At 63.3% G+C, this 19,177-nt stretch carries 17 protein-coding genes and 4 pseudogenes; 9 read left to right on the top strand and 12 right to left on the bottom strand.

The genetic code is table 11. The features are described from left to right. Positions 1–6: 6 nt before the first annotated feature. The 6 genes and pseudogenes from glyA to ACIU1A_RS08610 form a co-directional block, all read right to left on the bottom strand. Positions 7–1,319, bottom strand: a pseudogene (gene glyA, locus ACIU1A_RS08635) (serine hydroxymethyltransferase). Positions 1,320–1,500: 181 nt separating this feature from the next. Beyond that, a complete protein-coding gene (locus tag ACIU1A_RS08630; RefSeq protein WP_404927084.1) occupies positions 1,501–3,141 on the bottom strand; it encodes a Na+/H+ antiporter in 1,641 nt (546 codons plus the stop codon). Between the two features lie 164 nt (positions 3,142–3,305). Beyond that, positions 3,306–4,560 (bottom strand): annotated as a pseudogene (locus tag ACIU1A_RS08625) (murein L,D-transpeptidase). Between the two features lie 349 nt (positions 4,561–4,909). Next, a complete protein-coding gene (gene ldtR, locus ACIU1A_RS08620) occupies positions 4,910–5,425 on the bottom strand; it encodes a transcriptional regulator LdtR (protein WP_013896002.1) in 516 nt (171 codons plus the stop codon). 237 nt (positions 5,426–5,662) lie between these two features. Then, positions 5,663–6,085 (bottom strand): DUF6163 family protein, encoded by a 423-nt coding sequence (locus ACIU1A_RS08615; RefSeq protein WP_140665439.1) that lies wholly within the window; start codon positions 6,083–6,085, stop codon positions 5,663–5,665. Further along, positions 6,082–7,124 (bottom strand): annotated as a pseudogene (locus tag ACIU1A_RS08610) (enoyl-CoA hydratase/isomerase family protein). The gene ACIU1A_RS08615 and the pseudogene ACIU1A_RS08610 overlap by 4 nt, the downstream one beginning before the upstream one ends. Before the next feature lie 195 nt (positions 7,125–7,319). On the opposite strand from ACIU1A_RS08610, the gene ACIU1A_RS08605 reads away from it, so the two are divergent. The 3 genes from ACIU1A_RS08605 (at position 7,320) to ACIU1A_RS08595 (ending at position 10,139) form a co-directional block, all read left to right on the top strand. Then, complete coding sequence (locus ACIU1A_RS08605; protein WP_140728257.1) at positions 7,320–8,150, top strand: DUF2066 domain-containing protein; 831 nt, start codon at positions 7,320–7,322, stop codon at positions 8,148–8,150. Between the two features lie 88 nt (positions 8,151–8,238). Continuing rightward, the gene (gene hemB, locus ACIU1A_RS08600) at positions 8,239–9,270 is read left to right on the top strand and encodes a porphobilinogen synthase (protein WP_140521765.1); all 1,032 of its coding nucleotides are present in this window, start codon (positions 8,239–8,241) and stop codon (positions 9,268–9,270) included. Positions 9,271–9,491: 221 nt separating this feature from the next. Then, the gene (locus ACIU1A_RS08595; RefSeq protein ID WP_140557014.1) at positions 9,492–10,139 is read left to right on the top strand and encodes a dihydrofolate reductase family protein; all 648 of its coding nucleotides are present in this window, start codon (positions 9,492–9,494) and stop codon (positions 10,137–10,139) included. Positions 10,140–10,229: 90 nt separating this feature from the next. Here ACIU1A_RS08595 and ppk2 read toward each other — a convergent pair whose 3' ends face one another. After that, complete coding sequence (gene ppk2, locus ACIU1A_RS08590) at positions 10,230–11,150, bottom strand: polyphosphate kinase 2 (RefSeq protein WP_404927083.1); 921 nt, start codon at positions 11,148–11,150, stop codon at positions 10,230–10,232. Positions 11,151–11,389: 239 nt separating this feature from the next. Between ppk2 and ACIU1A_RS08585 the strand changes: the two are divergent. Both ACIU1A_RS08585 and ACIU1A_RS08580 read left to right on the top strand, forming a co-directional pair. Further along, positions 11,390–12,433: pseudogene (locus ACIU1A_RS08585) on the top strand (aldo/keto reductase). Between the two features lie 80 nt (positions 12,434–12,513). Further along, positions 12,514–12,660, top strand: a complete 147-nt coding sequence (locus tag ACIU1A_RS08580; RefSeq protein WP_140494066.1) for a hypothetical protein — start codon at positions 12,514–12,516, stop codon at positions 12,658–12,660. A 27-nt stretch (positions 12,661–12,687) separates the two neighbouring features. On the opposite strand, the gene ACIU1A_RS08575 is transcribed toward ACIU1A_RS08580, so the two are convergent. Further along, positions 12,688–12,921, bottom strand: coding sequence for a DUF982 domain-containing protein (locus tag ACIU1A_RS08575; RefSeq protein ID WP_246670991.1), 234 nt, complete (start codon positions 12,919–12,921; stop codon positions 12,688–12,690). Between the two features lie 130 nt (positions 12,922–13,051). Further along, positions 13,052–13,717, bottom strand: a complete 666-nt coding sequence (locus tag ACIU1A_RS08570; protein WP_404927082.1) for a GntR family transcriptional regulator — start codon at positions 13,715–13,717, stop codon at positions 13,052–13,054. 118 nt (positions 13,718–13,835) lie between these two features. Between ACIU1A_RS08570 and ACIU1A_RS08565 the strand changes: the two genes are divergently transcribed. Both ACIU1A_RS08565 and ACIU1A_RS08560 read left to right on the top strand, forming a co-directional pair. Further along, positions 13,836–15,089: a multidrug efflux MFS transporter gene (locus tag ACIU1A_RS08565; protein WP_140557018.1), complete on the top strand. Its 1,254-nt coding sequence runs from the start codon at positions 13,836–13,838 to the stop codon at positions 15,087–15,089. Between the two features lie 36 nt (positions 15,090–15,125). Next, the gene (locus ACIU1A_RS08560; RefSeq protein ID WP_140521759.1) at positions 15,126–15,491 is read left to right on the top strand and encodes a DUF423 domain-containing protein; all 366 of its coding nucleotides are present in this window, start codon (positions 15,126–15,128) and stop codon (positions 15,489–15,491) included. Positions 15,492–15,506: 15 nt separating this feature from the next. Here ACIU1A_RS08560 and ACIU1A_RS08555 read toward each other — a convergent pair whose 3' ends face one another. Then, the gene (locus ACIU1A_RS08555; protein WP_181167406.1) at positions 15,507–15,647 is read right to left on the bottom strand and encodes a hypothetical protein; all 141 of its coding nucleotides are present in this window, start codon (positions 15,645–15,647) and stop codon (positions 15,507–15,509) included. A 73-nt stretch (positions 15,648–15,720) separates the two neighbouring features. Continuing rightward, positions 15,721–15,864: a hypothetical protein gene (locus ACIU1A_RS08550; protein ID WP_140494076.1), complete on the bottom strand. Its 144-nt coding sequence runs from the start codon at positions 15,862–15,864 to the stop codon at positions 15,721–15,723. A 164-nt stretch (positions 15,865–16,028) separates the two neighbouring features. On the opposite strand from ACIU1A_RS08550, the gene ACIU1A_RS08545 reads away from it, so the two are divergent. Further along, a complete protein-coding gene (locus ACIU1A_RS08545) occupies positions 16,029–17,105 on the top strand; it encodes a substrate-binding domain-containing protein (RefSeq protein ID WP_404927081.1) in 1,077 nt (358 codons plus the stop codon). Positions 17,106–17,120: 15 nt separating this feature from the next. Here the strand turns inward: ACIU1A_RS08545 and ACIU1A_RS08540 are convergent, their stop codons facing one another. Next, complete coding sequence (locus tag ACIU1A_RS08540; RefSeq protein ID WP_140560565.1) at positions 17,121–18,299, bottom strand: OpgC family protein; 1,179 nt, start codon at positions 18,297–18,299, stop codon at positions 17,121–17,123. A 201-nt stretch (positions 18,300–18,500) separates the two neighbouring features. Here ACIU1A_RS08540 and ACIU1A_RS08535 point away from each other — a divergent pair, with 201 nt between their 5' ends. Next, positions 18,501–19,160 carry an alpha/beta hydrolase gene (locus ACIU1A_RS08535; RefSeq protein ID WP_404927080.1) on the top strand — a complete coding sequence of 220 codons (660 nt, stop codon included), beginning with the start codon at positions 18,501–18,503 and terminating at the stop codon, positions 19,158–19,160. Positions 19,161–19,177: the final 17 nt, after the last annotated feature.

The raw sequence follows: 19,177 nt of genomic DNA, 5'->3' as shown, positions 1-19,177 counted from the left end.
GCGAGGTCAACCGAGATAAGGGTAGAGCGGAATCGATCGGTCAGCGCCACGACCTTGGCCTTGACCGCGGCCTCGACCGAGGCATTGCCCTCATCGGAATTGGCGGCCTTGAGGCCATCCAGCACCTCGGCGATCAGCTTGCCTATTTCGCGGAACTCGGCCTGGCCGAAGCCGCGCGTTGTGCCGGCGGGCGTGCCGAGCCGCACGCCGGAGGTGACGAAGGGCTTTTCCGGGTCGAAGGGGATGCCGTTCTTGTTGCAAGTGATGTTGGCGCGCCCAAGCGCTGCTTCGGCGCGCTTGCCGGTGGCATTCTTGGGGCGCAGGTCGACCAGCATCAGGTGGTTGTCGGTGCCGCCCGACACGATGTCGAGGCCAGTCTCCTGTAGGCTGGACGCCAGCGCCTTGGCGTTGGCGGCGACGCTCTCGGCATAGAGCTTGAAGCTCGGCTTCAGCGCCTCGCCGAAGGCAACCGCCTTGGCGGCGATGACATGCATCAGTGGTCCGCCCTGCAGGCCGGGGAACACCGCCGAGTTCATCTTCTTGGCGATCTCCTCGTCGTTGCACAGGATCATGCCGCCGCGCGGGCCGCGCAGCGACTTGTGCGTGGTGGTCGTCACGACATGGGCATGCGGCAGCGGCGAGGGATGCACGCCGCCTGCCACGAGGCCGGCGATGTGGGCCATATCAACCATGAGGTAGGCGCCGACCGCATCGGCGATCTCGCGAAAGCGCTTCCAGTCCCAGATGCGCGAATAGGCGGTGCCGCCGGCCAGGATCAGCTTCGGCTTCGTCTCATGCGCCGTCTTCTCGATGGCGTCCATGTCGAGCAGGTGGTCGTCCTTCCGCACGCCGTAGGACACGACCTTGAACCATTTGCCGCTCATGTTGACTGGCGAGCCGTGCGTCAAATGCCCGCCGGAATTGAGGTCGAGGCCCATGAAGATGTCTCCCGGCTGCAGGAGGGCTAGGAATACCGCCTGGTTCATCTGGCTGCCGGAATTGGGCTGCACGTTCGCGAAGTTGCAGCCGAACAGTTTTTTCGCGCGCTCGATCGCCAGCTCCTCGGCGACGTCCACGAACTGGCAGCCGCCATAGTAGCGCTTGCCCGGATAGCCCTCGGCGTATTTGTTGGTCATGATCGAACCCTGCGCTTCGAGCACGGCGCGCGAGACGATGTTCTCAGACGCGATCAGTTCGATCTCGTGGCGCTGGCGTCCGAGTTCGTTGCGGATCGCGCCGAAAATTTCCGGATCGGCATCTTCCAGCGTGGTTTCGAAGAAGGATTCGAATTTGTTCGACGCTGCCGCTGCTGTTGCCATGGCCTGAATTCCTTAGGTCCGGAGGTCGGTTTTGTCTTGCGCATGCCGTTGTCCCAAACCCCTGCACATTTTTGTGTGACAGGATTGGGTTCGCCGCGCCATTAACACAGTTGTTTTCGCCTCGCCACGTTTGCGGCGCGAAATTTGCTGGCCGGATTGCGGCAAGCAGAGCGGCGAACCGTTATTTCCTGTCGCGCCGCTGCTTCAGAAGAGCCTCGGTCAAGGTGATCTCGGAAAACAGCGCCCGCATCGTATGGTCATTGATCTCGCGGCTGAGAAACATGGCGCGTAGCGCGGCGCGCTCGGCTTCTATGCCGGCCGCCCTGAGTTCAAGCTCCAGACGGCTCGCCTCGCGCGCCTCGGCACGCGCTTCGTCGGCCCCGTCGGAGGCGGCGATGCGGCGCCGGTAGCCGGCGACGATGCTGTCGGCAACGGCGAGCCGTGCCTCGACGGCCCCGCCCTCGCCTGCCTCATTGGCGATGCTCTCGATCCTGGCGATCGCCGCATTGGCTGCGCCGACCCGCGCCCGGCGCTCCTCGGCCGCCGCCGCGTCCTCGCCCGGTTCGACCAGCCCGCGAGCGATCTTCGGCAGCGCGAGGCTGGCGATGGCCAGCGAGCAGATGATGACCCCGGCGGCGAGGAAGATCACCACGTCGCGGGCCGGGAACGGCGAGCCGTCCTGCAAGGTGAGCGGCAGCGACAGGATACCGGCCAACGTGATCGCTCCGCGCACGCCGGCGACCGATCCGGCGAGCCGCACGTGCAGGCCGAACGGCTCGGCCTTTCGCTTGCCGAGCCGCGCCGCCATGGCGCCCGCCATGTCGCCGATCCATATCCACAGGAAACGCAGGCCGATCAGGCAAAGGGTCAGCAGCAGGACTGCCAGCACCGGCTCGATGATCCAGTGCCGGCTGGACAACTCCGGCGGCACCTTACGGATGATATCGGGAAATTGCAGGCCAAGCAGGATGAAGAGCGCGCCGTTGAAGACGAAGGACAGCGTCGACCACAGCGACATCGTCTGCATGCGCGCCGAGACACCGAGAAAGCGGAACATGCCGGAAACTCCGGTCAACAGGCCGGCGGTGACCGCCGCCAGAATGCCCGAGGCGCCGATATGCTCGGCGCCGAGATAGGAGACGAAAGGCACCAGGATCATGACCAGAACCTGCGCCTCCGCCGGCACGCCGCCGATGCGGTTGAGCAGTTGCAGCGCCTTGGCGGCAACGAACAGCGCCGCCATGCCGGCGAGAATGCCGGCAGCCACGGCATAGAGAAAGCTCAGCGAGGCCGCGGCAAAGGAAAAGCTGCCGGTCAATGCCGCCACCACGGCAAAGCGGAACATGACCAGACCCGACGCGTCGTTGAGCAGCGACTCGCCTTCCAATATGTGCATCAGCCGCGCCGGAACGATGTTCCTGTCGACTATGGAAGACACCGCCACCGCGTCGGTCGGCGACAGCACCGCGGCGAGCGCGAAAGCGACGACGAGCGGGATGCTGGGCACGAGCCAATGCAAGGCGTAGCCAAATCCGACGATGGTGAAGAAGACCAGTCCAATGGCAAGGTCGAGGATGGGGCCACGCAAGGCGACAAGCTCGCGTTTGGGCGCAGCAAAGGCATCGGCGAACAGAAGCGGCGGAATGAATACGAGCAGGAACAGTTCCGGATCGATCTCGACATGCAGCCCGCGCGCCGGCCAGGCCAGCGCAGCACCCATGGCGATCTGCAGCACCGGCAGCGGCACCCGCACCAGCCGCACCAATGCACCGGAAAGCGCCACCAGGACGAGCACGACGAGGACGAAGACGGCAACTTGCATGGTCCGATTCCGGCAGTTTTGCCGACCATGCGCAATCGCCCGCGCTTCGTCCAGCCGGAGCGCGCCTACGCAGAGTTGGAGGTCAGCGGCGGTGTGAACGGCTTGGCGACGGCGACAGAAAAAGGCCGCTCAAGAGCGGCCTTTTTTCCTGAATAATCAATCGCTTAAAGCGACGAAGTGATCTGCAGCTCGTTGTTTCCGTCGAGGCCATATATGTCGTCGCGGAACTGGACGACGCCGGGGCCCGTCGACCAAGCCGAGAGATAGAGGAAATGCACCGGCACCGGGTTGGTGACCTGGACCGGCGTGTTTTCGCCGGTCTTGATCGCAGCCTCGAAATGCTGACGGTCCCAGCCGGGCGTGTCGCGTAGGATCCAAGTGACGAGGTCGCGCACGTTTTGCACGCGTACGCAACCCGAGGAATCGAAGCGCATCATCTTGCCGAACAGGCTCTGCTGCGGCGTATCGTGCATGTAGACGCCGTCCGGGCTCGGGAAATTGATCTTCACCGACGCCATGGCGTTGTCCGAACCGGGATCCTGGCGGAAACGGTACTTGGCCGCGTCGTCGGTCGACCAGTCCACATTCATCGGATCGACTTCGCTGCCATCTGGCGCAAACAGGCGAATATGGCTGTTCTTGAGATAATCGGGGTCCTTGCGCATCAATGGGATGATGTCCTTGCGCACGATCGACACCGGCGCGTTCCAATATGGATTGACGATGATCTCGTTGATCTTGGAATTGACGATCGGCGTCTGGCGATCGATCTTGCCGACGATCGCGGTATGGCGAAGCACTACGCGATCGTTCTCGACCGCCTCGACCTGCGCTGCCGGAATATCGACCAGCACATAACGGCTGCCAAGCGTGCCCGCCTTCTCCTTCAATCGCTGGAGATTGGTTTGCAACTGGCCGAGCCGGATCTGCGCCGAAACGTTCATCGCCGCGTAGGTATATTTGCCCAGCGCTCCGTCGGCCGGCAGGCCGTGGCGCAATTGGAAGCGCTTGACCGCCGAGTCGACATAGGAATCGAAGGCCGTCGAGATGCCGGCGCTCTGCGACAGGTCGCCGGCGACCATCAGGCGCTTGCGCAGCGGCACGACATCGGGATCGTCGACGCCGAGCTGCAGATTTCTTGGTCGCGGGAACCTCGACCCAGCCGCCCTGCCCGACAATGTTCTGGTACTGCGCCACAGCCTGCTCGGTGAAGGCGACGGTCTGCGGGCTGAAGATCGGCAGCGTCGAGGCCACCTTGCCGCCTGCGCTGGCGCGGGCGTCGAACTGATCGTCCCAGTTGCCGCGCGCCGAGGACTTCAGGATGTCCCCGATCACGTCCTGCGCGCTGGCGCGGCCGGCAACAACGGCGGCTGCGAGCGCGGAGGCTCCGGAAAGGAAGAAACGGCGGCTGGTTCTCATGGACGTTCCAGACATTTGTAGCAGTTCGAACACTTGCTGCGTTGATCATCGGGCGATCTCGCCCGCACTCTAAAATTGGCAATCTTAACAATTAGCCAACCATGGTCCGCATCACCTCGGTGTGAAAACGCGCAAGACTACGCGGCTGCGGGTGAACTCATGGTCTTCACCACTGCATCACTGCCATCTTCGGTTCCATTGGAATATGGCGGCAACGTGGCCTTGGCCCCCAATTTGCTTCGGCCAGCGCAACGAAAAGAAAAGACCGATGCTTTTCGGCACCGGCCCCGACTGGAGGTCGCTGTTGCGGCCGCGCTTCTGTGGCGCGGCTTCTGATTGGGGATGTGGCTTACATCCGGTAAGCGATGGTGTCGTTCCAGAAGCGGTCGAGGCGCTGGAGGGCGCGGTTCATCTGCTTGAATTCGTCGGTGTTGATGCCGCCGACCTGCTCGATCGAGCCGACATGGCGCTCATAGAGACCGGCGACCACGTCCGCCACCTCGTTGCCCTTCGGCGTCAGCGAGACACGGACCGAACGACGGTCGATGCGCGAGCGCTGGTGGTTGATGAAGCCGAGATCGACAAGCTTCTTGAGATTGTAGGAGACGTTCGAGCCGAGATAGTAGCCCCGCGAGCGCAACTCGCCGGCAGTCAGCTCCGAATTGCCGATGTTGAAGAGCAGCAGCGCCTGGATGGCGTTGATGTCGGAACGGCCATTGCGGTCGAACTCGTCCTTGATCACGTCGAGCAGACGGCGGTGCAGGCGCTCGACCAGTTGGAGCGATTCCATGTAAAGGGAACGGATTGCCTCGCGGCGATCGTCGGAAACGTTGGCGGTCTTTGCCGCCGGACGCGAATTGATCATTGTCTTTGCCTCTCGTTTGTCGCCCTGGTGATTTTTTGTTTTTCACCTTGATCGCGACACTATCGAATACTCATAAAATTCGACTTAAACGCCAAGGCTAACAAGAGCTTACCGGTAATAGGTTTCGCAAGACGCTTAACGAACGGTCACTCGAGCAAGGATAATTAACCTAAAGATTTAGCCAATGATTTCAGGGCGAAATCCGATCCGCCGGATCGCCGGCGGCGCGTGCCGGCTTCAGGTCCGGGGCGACCGCTTCTGCAGATAGATGACGAGGCGGAAAACGACATAGAGCAGCGCCACCCCCGCATGCGAGACGACGATGAGCGGGCGGTGGCCGAAGAGTTCGGGAAAGCCGGCATACATGACGATCTCCGTCGCGGCGCAGATGAACCAAATCACCGGCCCCCAGGAAGCCAGCATCCATAGGCCGGCTGCGGCAAAGGGAAAAAACACGGCGAGCATCACCGCTGTCACCTGCCAGTGGACCGGCATCAGGTCGAAGCGCCACAGCGAGCCGGGATAGAAGCCGATAAGCCTGATCCAGTACAGGATACCGAACAGCAGGCAGTATCCTGATATGATTCGCTGGAACCAGGCGAAGATAACCTCCACCCCTGAAGGCTGAAGCACGACGCGTCTGGACGTCACCTCACTCATAGCGCGAGTTCCCGTTCACCGAGCGAGGCAAAATAGGCATCGACATCCGCGTCGTCGACCGCATCGAGGGTTGCCGGCAGCCATTGCGGCTTGGAACCCTTTTCGATGATGGTGGCGCGTATGCCTTCGTAGAAATCGTGGCCCGCGAGCATCCGGTTGAGGATGCGGAACTCCATCTTCATGCATTGATCCATCGGCAGCGTCAGGCCGGCAGTGATCTGGCGCCAGGCGACACGAAGGCTGGTCGGCGAGCGCGTCAGGATCGTCGCCAGCGTCCTTGCCGCAAACTCATCGCTCCCTGCCGCCTGCTCCAGGCTGCCGATGATATCGGCAAGCGACGCCTGCGCGAAGTGATGGGCGATCGCCTCCAGCACCTGCCTGTCCGTCTCGCGCTTCGCCGGGATGAAGAAGCCGCGCAGCACCGATTCGGGATCGCCGGTGGCGGCGAGCTGGTCGAGAAAGCCAGCCTGGTCCTGCGCCTTGATCGTATGCGTGGCCAGCCCGGACCACAACGCGTCGCCATAGCGGATACGATTGCCGGTCAGCGCCAGGTACATGCCGAAGGAACCTCCAAGATCGGGCAGCAGATGGCTGGCGCCGACATCCGGGAAAAAGCCGATACCCACCTCCGGCATGGCGAACTGCGCATTTTCCGTCATCACCCGGTGCGATCCATGAAAGGAGATGCCGACGCCGCCGCCCATGACGATGCCGTCGATCAGCGCCACATAGGGTTTTTGAAACGCGCGATCTGGGCGTTCAGCCGATACTCGTCGGCGAAGAACTCGACAGGCGGCTTACCGGCCCGGCCGGCCTCATAGATGTGGAGAATGTCGCCGCCGGCCGAAAACGCCCTACCCTCGGCCTTGACGACGACGACATCGACGCTCCAGTCCCGCTCCCAAGCGTGCAATGCCTTGGCGAGCGCGTTGACCATCCCGTGCGTGACCGCATTGAGTGCCCGCGGCCGCGTCAACGTGACGATGCCGGCCCGGCCCAGATGTTCGAAGCGGATCTCGTCGCCTCCGCCAAAATCCATCGTGAAAGAATCCCTCCCCCGCTCCGCCGGGACTGAAGTGCTAAAGCGTGGGCCATGGCCGCGTCAATGCCGGCATGCCGGCAGCGCGTCTTGGCTCGTGCCGGAGCCTAGTGCTAAAAGAGCCGTTGTGGCCGCAACGCCGGGAACCGCACGGCGACTGCGCAGCTGTAGCGGGTTTCCAAAGGGGTGTTGCTCATGGCTGGATTTGCGCGCCTCGTGCCGATGACGATCGGGCTGATCGTCATTTGCCTGGCTTTGCAACCGACCCTGGCGGCAAGCCTCGCCGATCTTTACCAGTCGCAGACCATCGTCAACGGTCGGTACGAGAAGAACCGCCAGGCCGGCTTCAAACGTTGCCTCGACGCGGTTCTGGTCCGGGTTTCCGGCGACCAGCGCCTGCCGGCGAAACCGGAGATGGCGGCGCTGCGCGACAAGGCCGGCAGCTTCGTGGCGGCCTTTCGCTACCGCGATCGCATGGAAGGCATTCCCAACCATGACGATCAGGGCACGTATGATCGGCCTCACAATCTCTACTGCCAGTACAGCCCGGCGATGATCGATCCGGTGCTGGCTTCGCTCGGCAGCAGGCCATGGCTGACCGAAAGGCCACGGCTGGCGGTGTTCTTGTCGACCGAGCGCGGCGTCAAGCATTTCGCGCTCGATGCCGATGACGAGCGCGGCGTGCTGATGCGCGAGTCGTTCGGCAATGCCGCCGCGCCGATCGCCATGCAGGTAACCTTCCCCACGGCAGCGCTGCTGTCGAAGGCGGGGCTGGACGACAGGATCATGCGCGACGCCGACATGGCGAAGCTGGACACGGTTGCGAAAATGGCCGGCGCCGACCAAGCGCTTTCCGGCAGCATCGTCTGGAGCGGTAAGGAGTTGGGCTGGATCGCCGACTGGCGGCTGGCGAAGGCCGGCAAGACCTACGCCTGGCAAGTGCGCGGCGTCGGCTTCGACGAGGCGTTCCGCGTCGGCATGCGCGGTGCGGCGCAGATCCTTTCGGGCAATGGGCAACCCGAATAGAGACCCGATCGGATTGCTGGCACAAACGTGTCGCATTGGTCAGCACCACGGGTGCGTGATAAAAGCCGGCCAAACGAGAGTTTTGGCGATGAACAGATTCACCCCCGCAAAACCTGCCGGCGCGCGCAGCGTCGACGACATCACCGGCAGCCGCCGCTTGCGACGAATGCGCAAGGCCGACTGGTCGCGGCGCCTGGTGCAGGAGAACAGGCTTTCCGTCGACGACCTGATCTGGCCGATCTTCGTCGTCGACGGCAGACAAGTGCGCGAGCCGATCGCCGCCATGCCGGGCGTCTTCCGCCTGTCGATCGATCTTGCCGTCAAGGAGGCCGAACGCGCGGCGAAGCTCGGCATCCCCGCGCTCGCCACCTTTCCCAATGTGGACATTTCGCTGCGCGACCAGACCGGCTCGCATATCCTCGACCCCGACAACGTCATCAACCGCGCCACGCGCGCGATCAAGGACGCGGTGCCTGAGATCGGCGTCATCACCGACGCCGCGCTCGACCCGTTCACCAGCCATGGTCATGACGGCATCCTGCGCGACGGCCTCATCGTCAATGACGAGACGGTGGAACAGGTAACCGCGGCGGCCGTCATACAAGCAGCGGCCGGCGCCGACATCATCGCGCCGTCCGACATGATGGACGGCCGCATCGGCGCCATCCGCGACGCGCTCGACGCAAACGGTTTCCAGGACGTGGCGATCATGTCATATGCAACGAAATTCGCCTCCGCCTTCTACGGGCCGTACCGCGAGGCGGTCGGCACGGCCGGCCTGCTCAAGGGCGACAAGAAGACCTATTACATCGACCACGCCAATTCAGACGAAGCGGTGCGCGAGGCCGAGCAGGACCTGGCCGAAGGCGCCGACATGCTGATGGTCAAGCCCGGCCTGCCCTATCTCGATATCATCCGCAGGCTGAAGGACGAATTTGCGGTGCCAACCTTCGCCTACCAGGTGTCGGGCGAATATTCGATGATCAAGGCGGCGGGCGCCAATGGCTGGATCGACGGCGAAAAGGCTATGCTGGAATCGCTTCTTGCGTTCAAACGCGCCGGCTGCGACGGCATTTTGACCTATTTCGCCCCTGAGGTGGCGGAGATGCTGAGAGCATAGTTTCCTCCCAGCGCCTTCAAACCATATGCTCTTCATGGAACTCACCGGCGAATGAGCCGGTATGGCGGCTGTCTCGGCAGCCGCCACTTTCACTCTGGACATCGCATGGGCGAAGTACGGATATGCATCTTCTCGATCGCTGAAAATACTACTTGCAATTTGCAATCGGTTTGCTAGAAAGTAACTGCTTGCAAAATACAACTGGTCTGAGGAGGCTTTCCATGTCCAGACTTCGCGTCAACGCATTCACCTTGTCGCTCGACGGTTACGGCGCCGGTCCCGACCAGGATTTGAAAAACCCGCTCGGGGTCGGCGGGGAAGCCCTGCACAAATGGATGATCGGTACCCGCACCTTCCGCAAGATGGTGCTCGGAGACGACGGCGGCACAACCGATACCAACGAGGCGTTCGCGGCGCGCAGCTTCGAGAATGTCGGCGCCTGGATCCTCGGCCGCAACATGTTCGGGCCGATCCGCGGCGAATGGCCTGACGAAAACTGGAAGGGCTGGTGGGGCGACAGCCCGCCCTATCATGTGCCGGTCTTCGTGCTGACCCACCATGCGCGCGAGCCGATCGTCATGGAGGGCGGCACGACCTTTTACTTCATTACGGATGGCATCCATTCGGCGCTCGAGCAGGCAAGGGCAGCGGCCAATGGCAGCGATGTGCGGGTCGGCGGCGGCGTCGCCACCATCCGGCAGTACCTCCAGGAGAGGCTCATCGACGAGATGCATCTGGCGATCTCGCCGGTGCTGCTCGGCTCCGGCGAGCACCTCTTCGCCGGGATTGATATGCCGAAGCTCGGCTACGCGTGCAGCGAACAAGTAGCGACGCCGCTTGCCACGCATGTCGTCATCAAGCGGACTTAGGAATTAGTTGTCTGCGACAGTGGGAATTGGCAACCCTTGGTGCAGATCCTTTCTCCCCGTCACTATACGGGGAGAAGGACAAACTCTCGTTCAATACTTCTCGGGCACGTAGAGCTCGCGCGGCAGCACCTGGCGCTCGTATTCGGGATTGAAGACCCGCTCGGGCAGCGTGATCTCCTCGTGCGGCACCTCTTCATAGGGAACCTGCTGCAAGAGGTGGTCGATGCAGTTCAGCCGGGCGCGCTTCTTGTCGTTGCCCTCGACGATGAACCAGGGCGCCTCCGGAATGTTGGTACGGGCGAAGGTCTCTTCCTTGGCCTTGGTGTACTGTTCCCAGCGCACCCGCGACTGCAGGTCCATCGGCGACAGCTTCCACTGCTTCATCGGATCGTGGATGCGCATCAGGAAGCGCATCTGTTGTTCCTCGTCGGTGATCGAGAACCAGTATTTGACCAGCGTGATGCCCGAACGGACCAGCATGCGCTCGAACTCCGGCACGTCACGGAAGAATTCCTCCACCTGATCGGGCCCAGCGAAACCCATCACCCGCTCGACGCCGGAACGGTTGTACCAGGAGCGGTCGAACAGAACGATCTCGCCGCCGGCCGGCAGGTGCGGCACATAACGCTGGAAATACCATTGCGACGTCTCTCGCTCGGTCGGTGCCGGAAGCGCCACGAAGCGGCAGATCCGCGGGTTGAGCCGCTGGGTGATGCGCTTGATGACGCCGCCCTTGCCAGCCGAATCGCGGCCTTCGAAGATCACCACAAGCTTCTTCTTGTGGTAGGCGACCCAGGATTGCAGCTTGATCAGCTCGGATTGCAGCCCGATCAGGTCGCGAAAATACTGCATGCGGTCGATAGAAGGCGGATGCGCGTTCTTGTAGATCCTGGCGATCTCCAGCGACAGCGCCGGTTCCGACATCTCCAGTTCATAGTCCTCGTCGAGCGTGTCGGCGAGTTCGGCTTCCAGCCAGTCCCGGGCGCCGGACTTGGGTATGGATTCATTCATCGGTGTTCCTCCATCTGCAAGCTGCCGCCTCCGGCAACGACCGGGCGCACTGGTCGCGTCCTGACGGCGGCGCGCAACGCCCTGATCGACTGAGTATAGGCCGGCAATGACGGTTTTATTGCAGGGGCACGCCACGGCCGCTCATCGGTGTGCTGGGGCCGGAGGGCGACAAGCCGCACGGATTGTCCTACAAATCCAGCAACCTGATCGGGCCATTCTTCTCAATCGCGAGGACTGACATGGAATACCGCACTCTCGGCCGTTCCGGCCTGAAGGTTTCGGCGCTGACGATGGGCACCATGACCTTTGGCGGCGCCGGCCCGTTCGCGGCTGTGGGCAACAGCGATCTCGCCGAGGCGAAGCGCATGATCGATCTGTGCATTGATGCCGGCATCAATCTCATCGACACGGCCAATGTCTATTCGGACGGCCTGTCGGAGGAGATCATCGGCGAGGCACTCGGCGGCAAGCGCAGGAACGACGTGCTGATCGCCTCCAAGGCGCGCATGCGCATCGGCGACGGTCCCAATGACGAAGGCCTGTCGCGCCATCATTTGATCCGCGAATGCGAGAAAAGCCTTAAGCGGCTCAAGACCGACGTCATCGATATCTATTTCCTGCACGAATGGGACGGCGTGACGCCACTCGAAGAGACCATCGCCGCGCTCGACACGCTGGTCGGCCAGGGGAAGATCCGCTATATCGGCTGCTCCAACTATTCCGGCTGGCAGGTGATGAAGGCGCTCTCCATCAGTGACACCCGCCATCAGCCGCGCTTCGTCACCCAGCAGATCCACTACACGCTCGAAGCACGCGAAGCCGAATACGAGCTGCTGCCGATCTCGGTCGACTAGGGATTGGGCGTGCTGGTGTGGAGCCCACTGGCGGGAGGCCTGCTGTCGGGCAAGTATCACCGTGACAGCCCGACCGCGCGCCAGGTCGCCGGCTGGTCCGAACCGCCAATCCGCGACGAGGACCGGCTGTGGCGGATCGTCGATGTGCTGGTCGAAATCGGTAAGGCCCGCGGTGTGTCCGCCGCACAGGTGGCGCTTGCCTGGCTGCTTGGCCGGCCGGCTATCAGCTCGCTTGTGATCGGCGGGCGCAACGAGGCCCAGTTCAGGGACAATATCGCGGCGGCCAGCCTGACGCTGGCCGGCGAGGAACGTGATCGCCTCGACGCGGTCAGCCGCCCGCCCCTGCTCTATCCCTATTGGCATCAGCAGCTGACGGCAAAGGAGCGTTTCGGCGCCGCCGACCTTGTGATCGACCGAAGCAGCTTATAGGAACCCTGGTGCCGGCTCCGAGACGTCGGAAGGCGAACGACGCGTAGTCAGCCCACAAGAACAGCAAAAAAGGAGCCGCTATGGCACGAGCACCAAATTACGATCAGGAACGCAAAGAACGCGATCGCCAGAAGGCGGCCAAGAAGGCCGAAAAGCTGGCGGCCAAGGCTGCGGCGCGGGAGCGTCAGAAACCCGAGACTGACGCCGAGATTGAAACAGAGGAATGACGGCGCGCGGCGGCAATCCGGCCTGGATCAGGCCGGCGCCTTGTCGCTGACGAAGACGTCCACTTCACGCGCCGCCGCGATAAAGGCGCGCCTTGCGTTCATGGCCGGCTTGTCGCCGGCCAGCGCATCGTGGCAGGCCTGCAGCGCCGCGCGATGCTTGGGGGTGCGCTTGCCGGGCCAGCTGTTCATGAGATAGTCGGAAGCCTCGCGGGCCGAGCGTAAGAGCTGTGTACTTCCCGCCGTGACTGATTTGACGGTCACGGGTACTTCAAATCGGTTGTTTTCCATCGCCCGGTCCTACGCCATCGGCGTCCGCGAAGCGAGGCCGAAAGTGGGGCTCGGGGCCGGTGGTCCTTTTTTCGGCGGCGAGTGGCCTGCCCTGCAGGCCGCATTATGCCGCCACGACGGCAAATCCCCTGGCGCGAAGGCCGCGGCGATCATTGGCCAGCGACGTCAACAGACGGTCGCGACTGCCCACGATATGCTGCGAGAGCAAGCGCGCGGCTTCCTGTGCATCGCCGCTCCGCACGGCGGCCAGGATGGCATGATGTTCGGCCCACGCGCGGCCAAGGGCCGCTCCATCGCGTACCTCCAGCCAACGGGCGCGCGAAAGCCTGGTCATCGCGTCGCGGACGGCCCGAAACAGGAATTCATTGCCGGACAGTCGCGCCAGCTCGATGTGGAAATCCATGCCGACGCGATGCCATTCCTCGCGCGGAGTGTCGTCGTCGCAGGAGACGAGCATAGCCTCGATGACATCGACGGCACTTCTGTCGGCAAGCCCGCATGTCAGCCGCAAGGCCGCGACCTCGACCGCTTCGCGGTAGACCGCGATCTGCTCGAGTTCGGCCAGGTTGATGGGCGAGACCGTCCAGCCGCGCCCGTCCCTGCCGACCAGCCCTTCGGTTTCGAGCCGCAGCAGCGCAGCCCTGACCGGCGTGCGCGAGGCGCCGAAGCGGCTTTCGATCCAGCGCTCGGTGAGTTTCTCACCCGGGCCGATCTCAAGTCCAAGGATCATCCCGCGGAGCTGCCGTTCGACGTTGTGCATCTGCGACATCGTTGTTGCCTTTTCACGTGCCCGCATTGACAGCGGTCGGGCTGTGGGTCCATGACGGATACCGACTTGGTATCCCAAAATGGTATCCACAACAATCCCTGGCACACGCAGGCACGGCATGACGCAGAACGATACGGAACAGGGCGGCTACAATATCCACTGGCGGCGCAATCTCGCCGTCTGCTTCGCGGGTTCGTTCAGCACGCTCATCGCCATGACCCTGCTCTTGCCGTTCCTGCCGCTCTATGTCGAGCAACTGGGCGTCGAGGGCCATGCGGCGATCGTGCAATGGTCGGGCATCGCCTATGGGGCGACCTTCTTCGCGGCGGCGCTCGTTGCGCCGTTATGGGGACGGCTCGGCGACCGCTACGGCCGCAAGCTGATGCTGGTGCGCGCCTCCTTCGGCATGGCGATCTGCATGTCGCTGACCGGAATGGTCGAGACGGTCTGGCAATTGGTGCTGCTGCGCCTGCTGATCGGCTTTGCCGGCGGCTATTCCTCCGGCTCGACCATATTGGTGGCCATGCAGACGCCGAAGGACCGCTCCGGCTGGGCGCTCGGTGTCTTGTCCGCTGGCATCACGGCAGGTTCGCTGGTCGGCCCCTTGCTCGGCGGCGCGCTGCCGCCGGTAATCGGCATCCGCGCGACCTTTCTGTTGTCCGGCGGCGTCATCTTCCTTGCCTTTCTGGCGACGACATTCCTGATCAAGGAGAACCAGCGCCCGCAAGCAAGCAAAGCCGCGACGGCGGCAAAGCCGAAGAGCGGCTGGTCGCAAATTGCCGACAAGCGTCCGGTCGTGGCCATGCTGACGACCGGCATGCTGCTGGCCTTCGCCACCATGTCGATCGAGCCGATCATCACCGTCTATGTGCAGCAGCTGATCGAGGACCAGAGCCGGGTGACGCTCGTTGCCGGCGTGGTGATGTCGGCGGCCGCCCTTGGCGCAATCCTGTCGGCGTCATGGCTTGGCAGGCTCGCCGACCGCGTCGGTCACTGGAACGTCGTCGTCGGCGCGCTGGCCGTGTCGGCGCTGCTGCTCATTCCGCAGGCCTTCGTCACCGACGGCTGGCAACTGATCGGGCTGCGCTTCCTGATGGGCCTGGCGCTCGGCGGTTTGCTGCCTTGCATCACCAGCGTCATCCGCCACAACATTCCCGACGGCGTCGGCGGAAACGTGCTCGGTCTTTCGATCTCGGCCCAATATGTCGGCCAGGTCGCCGGACCGCTTGCCGGCGGTTTCGTCGGCGGCCATTTCGGCATGCGGGCGGTGTTTCTCGGCACGTCGGTGCTGATGGCGCTCGGCGCGGTCTACAACTGGATTGTCCAGGCGCGGCGGACGCGGCATATGTTGATGGAAGCGGGCAAGCCCTGACGAACTGCCCAGCCGATCAACCGAAGGAGCGTCGACATGAACCTGACCGAAACGACCGGCAGCCGTCTGCTTGTGCTCGCCGCCGGCATCGTGGGCGCGGCCGGCGTGGCGCTGTCGGCGGCCGCCGCACATCTCGGCGGCGCCTTCACCGGTACGGCGGCATCGTTCCTGCTGATGCACGCACCGGTGTTTCTCGCCGTCGGTCTCCTCGACGCGAATCGCCCGCTGCGGTTAGCCAGCCTGGTGCTGCTCGTCGGGCTCGTGCTTTTCACGGGCGATCTTCTCGCCCGCGATTTTCTCGGATCGAGGCTGTTTCCGATGTCGGCGCCGATCGGAGGCACCCTGCTCATCGCAGGCTGGCTGACCATAGCTGTCTCCGCCGTGGTGCGTCGGCGACCCTGAGATGCGCGGCCGGTTTCAATCCCGGCGACGTTCAAGTCGGATCCAAAGATCGCGGTTGCGCGCCGAGAGCGTCGCGCGGCGCGGCGCCTCTGGCCGCTCCGCGGCCGTGCCGATGCCCCAATAATTGCGATAAATGTCGTCGAACAGATGCTTCATGGGATGCATGGCTCTTCTCCTCTTGATTTGAATTGAATCGATCCAATAGGCCGACGCAAAAAATTCACGCCAGTCAGCTCCGCTTGCGCGCCACCAGGAAGCGCAGATCGCGAATCCACGGGCTTGTTCCGCCGCGGCGCTTGGACTTGTTGGCGGCCGACCCGATGCTCCAGTCGTTGCGGTAGATGTCTTCGAACAGATAGTTAACAGGATGCATGGCGCACCTCCCATCTAGGTTTAATCCAGCAGGCAGGTCTTAGTTGGATCGATTCAAAGATAGGCCTATGGAAGCCGCCGGTCAAGCAAAATTTGAATCGATCCAACGAAAGTGCTAGATGCAAATCGGGAACGTGCTAAATGCATGTCAGGAGGCACGCGCAAATGGCGTCACTCACCGCAGGCAATCGACGACCCGTCCGGCTGGCCGACATCGCCAAGGCAGCCGGTGTTTCGCACGGCACCGCCTCCAACGTTTTCAGCCGCCCCGAGATCGTGCGCGAAGAAGTCCGCGAACGGGTCCGTGCGGCGGCCGAGGCGATGGGCTATGCCGGCCCCGATCCCAAGGGCCGCCTGCTGCGGGCCGGCAAGGTCAACGCCATCGGCGTGGCCACCGCGGAGCCCCTCTCCTATTTCTTCGAGGATCCCTTCGCGCGCGTGATGATGGCCGGTATCTCGCAGGCCTGCGATGCGACCGGGGCCGGTATCTCGTTAGTCTCGGCGGCCAACACCGAACAGCTTGCCTGGAATATCCAGAGCGCCCTTGTCGACGGCTTCATCGTCTTCTGTATCGAAGGCGGCTCGCGCCTTGTCGAATTGGCGCGTGAGCGCAAACTGCCCTTCGTGGCGCTGGACCTGGATTCGGAGGATGGATCCGTCGCGGCGATCGGCGTCGACAACATCGCCGGCGCCAGCCTGGCGGCGCGCCATCTGACGGAACTCGGGCATCGCCGCTTTGCCGTGCTGGCGCTGCCTTTCGCCGACGGCAGGACAGGCATCATTTCGCCCGAGGAGCTTCGCGCCGCGGCCTATGCGGGGACACGCGATCGCCTCACCGGCTACTTCCGGGAGCTTTCGCGGGTTGGCATCGATACATCCAAAGTGCCCGTCTACGAAACCGCCAACGATGCCGCCACCACAAAGGCGGGGCTGGAAACGATCTTTGCTTCCGGCGAACCACCCACGGCCATCCTGGCGATGTCGGACAGGATGGCCTTGGCAACGCTTGAATGGCTGAGCGCGCGCGGGCTGAATGTCCCCGATGATGTTTCGGTCATCGGTTTCGACGGCGTTCCCGAAGCAGCGCTATCCGAGCCGCCACTGACCACCGTCGCACAGCCGATCGCCGAGATGGGCCGGCTTGCGGTCAAGGCGATCCTGGAAAACGACGGCAAGATCAGTCGGCAATTGCTGCCGGTCGAACTGATTGTGCGCGCCTCCTCGGCTCCACCGCGCCGCTGAACCGACTCGCCGACCTCAGCGGTTGGCTCTAGCCACGGCCGAGATACCGAACGACGCCTGGACGGGCTTGGCGTCCTTTTGCGTCGTCCTGGCTTTCCCCGAACCCCCGATGGTCGACAACCATTCGAGGTAGAAAGCGAGCGCGAACTGCATGGCGATGCCGGCGGCGAGCAGCAGGCTGTCATAGGCGAGGCCGCCGGGATTGATCAGCTTCATTACCTGGGCGACCATGGCGATCAGCGTGCCGGCGATGAACACCGGCAGCGAGCGCTTGCCGAGTATCGCCAGCGGATGGTCGGGTCCGGTGCGGAACAGGTTCGAGACCGCAGGCAGTGCCACCACCAGATAGCTGACCGCCAGGATGTGCAGCAGCCGCGGGAGCGACAGGAATGTCTTGTCGAAGCCGGTCAGCACCACCGGCAGGTCGAACCAGGTCACCTGGCCCCAAAGCGGACTATGCACCCATGCCAACGCGGCCAGCACATAGGCAGCGGCGGGACCGATCAGCCAGCGGTTGGCTGGAATGACGCCGCCGCGCCTGACATGCAGCATGGCGGCAAGGCCGATGTTGAACAGGAACTGCCAGGACAGCGGATTGAGGAACCACAGGCCGGGCTCGGGATAGTTCGGCGGGGCGATCTGCCAGATGCCGGCTACAAGCCACAGCAGGCCGGACACGGTCAGCGCTGCAAGCGGCCTGTAGCTGATGAACAGCAAGAAGGCCGGCGCCAGCAAAAGCAGCACCGCGTAGACCGGCAGGATGTTGTTGTAGCCGAGTTGGTGGCCGAGCGTGACGATGCCGACCAGCACCTCGGGCGTGTCCTTCATCAGCGGTTCGATGTTGATCAGCTTCAGCAGTTCCGGCCGCCGGCCGAACACCGCCGCGGCACAGAACAATGCCATTACCGCCATCGTGGTGACGATATGGGCGATATAGAGCACGCCTGCCCGCCGCCACATTTTCAGCGTCGCGAGCAGCCGGCCTCCCGGGCGGAACTTCGTGCCATAGGCAAGCGCGACCGAAATGCCCGATATCAGCACGAAAGCCTCGGCCGCATCCGAAAAGCCGAAATTCTTGTAGGTCAGGGTGTCGAAAGCCGTGCCCGGCACATGGTCGACGAAGATCGTCAGCAGCGCGAGCGCACGCAGCACATCGATGCGCGTATCGCGCTCGGTTGGAACTGGGGTGGTCATCGACAAAAGGCCTCAAAGCTGGTTGTTCATGCCCAGCAATGCGACCCCCGGCGCACCGCTTCGATTCCTCCGCGATGGAGTATATCGGCGCAGAAACGGACTGAAATGCGCCCGGTTCAATCAACTTTCGCGGAGCATGAAAATATTGCGTTTTGAAGCCGGCAAATTGAGTGAAACGAAATGTAATCAAAAGGATACGGCATGAGCGATACAAGCGTCGAAAACAGCCTGCCGCAGCTGGATCTGGCCTTTCCCTATCGCTTCTTCGGATCCGGCGGGGCCAGCGACGAATGCCTGTTCCTGCTGCATGGATCAGGTGTCGACGAGACGACCCTGGTGCCGCTGGCGAGGCAGATCGCACCGCATGCCTGCCTGGTCGCCGTGCGTGGCCGCATCGTCCAGGACGACGGCTTCCGCTGGTTCGAGCGGATCACGCCGACCAGCTTCGAGCAGGCCAGCATCCGCCGCGAGACGGCCGCTTTCGCACGCTTCATGGCCGAGGCCATGAAGCGGCACCGGATCGATCCGAAGCGCGCGGCTTTCCTCGGCTATTCCAACGGCGCCAATCTGGTTTCCAGCCTGATGCTGCTCCATCCCGGCCTTGTCGGACGGGCGGCACTGCTGCGGCCGATGCCGGTGCTGGACGAGACGCCGGCAACCGATCTGACCGGCATCAAGGCGCTGATTGTCGCCGGCGCCGCCGACCTGACCTACGGACCCTTCGCGCCGGCCCTGGTAACGCTGCTCAGCCAGCGCGGCGCCGAGGTCGACGCGCGTATCGTCGCTTCGGGCCATGAAATCGGCGACCCCGATGCCGCGATCGTGCGGCAATGGCTTGCCCCGCCCGCTCCTGCCGCCTGACGGGCAAGACGCGGATC

The organism is Mesorhizobium maamorense (assembly GCF_044998965.1).
GTDB lineage: Bacteria > Pseudomonadota > Alphaproteobacteria > Rhizobiales > Rhizobiaceae > Mesorhizobium.
The sequence above is the reverse complement of the archived record's forward strand: the minus strand, read 5'-3'. Positions and strand labels throughout refer to the sequence as shown.

Coding starts and splice junctions, on each gene's coding strand:
- ACIU1A_RS08630 (WP_404927084.1), bottom strand. CDS start 3,141: ATGCAAGTTGCCGTCTTCGTCCTCGTCGTGCTCGTCCTGGTGGCGCTT.
- ldtR (WP_013896002.1), bottom strand. CDS start 5,425: ATGATCAATTCGCGTCCGGCGGCAAAGACCGCCAACGTTTCCGACGAT.
- ACIU1A_RS08615 (WP_140665439.1), bottom strand. CDS start 6,085: ATGAGTGAGGTGACGTCCAGACGCGTCGTGCTTCAGCCTTCAGGGGTG.
- ACIU1A_RS08605 (WP_140728257.1), top strand. CDS start 7,320: ATGGCTGGATTTGCGCGCCTCGTGCCGATGACGATCGGGCTGATCGTC.
- hemB (WP_140521765.1), top strand. CDS start 8,239: ATGAACAGATTCACCCCCGCAAAACCTGCCGGCGCGCGCAGCGTCGAC.
- ACIU1A_RS08595 (WP_140557014.1), top strand. CDS start 9,492: ATGTCCAGACTTCGCGTCAACGCATTCACCTTGTCGCTCGACGGTTAC.
- ppk2 (WP_404927083.1), bottom strand. CDS start 11,150: ATGAATGAATCCATACCCAAGTCCGGCGCCCGGGACTGGCTGGAAGCC.
- ACIU1A_RS08580 (WP_140494066.1), top strand. CDS start 12,514: ATGGCACGAGCACCAAATTACGATCAGGAACGCAAAGAACGCGATCGC.
- ACIU1A_RS08570 (WP_404927082.1), bottom strand. CDS start 13,717: ATGTCGCAGATGCACAACGTCGAACGGCAGCTCCGCGGGATGATCCTT.
- ACIU1A_RS08565 (WP_140557018.1), top strand. CDS start 13,836: ATGACGCAGAACGATACGGAACAGGGCGGCTACAATATCCACTGGCGG.
- ACIU1A_RS08560 (WP_140521759.1), top strand. CDS start 15,126: ATGAACCTGACCGAAACGACCGGCAGCCGTCTGCTTGTGCTCGCCGCC.
- ACIU1A_RS08555 (WP_181167406.1), bottom strand. CDS start 15,647: ATGAAGCATCTGTTCGACGACATTTATCGCAATTATTGGGGCATCGGC.
- ACIU1A_RS08550 (WP_140494076.1), bottom strand. CDS start 15,864: ATGCATCCTGTTAACTATCTGTTCGAAGACATCTACCGCAACGACTGG.
- ACIU1A_RS08545 (WP_404927081.1), top strand. CDS start 16,029: ATGGCGTCACTCACCGCAGGCAATCGACGACCCGTCCGGCTGGCCGAC.
- ACIU1A_RS08540 (WP_140560565.1), bottom strand. CDS start 18,299: ATGACCACCCCAGTTCCAACCGAGCGCGATACGCGCATCGATGTGCTG.
- ACIU1A_RS08535 (WP_404927080.1), top strand. CDS start 18,501: ATGAGCGATACAAGCGTCGAAAACAGCCTGCCGCAGCTGGATCTGGCC.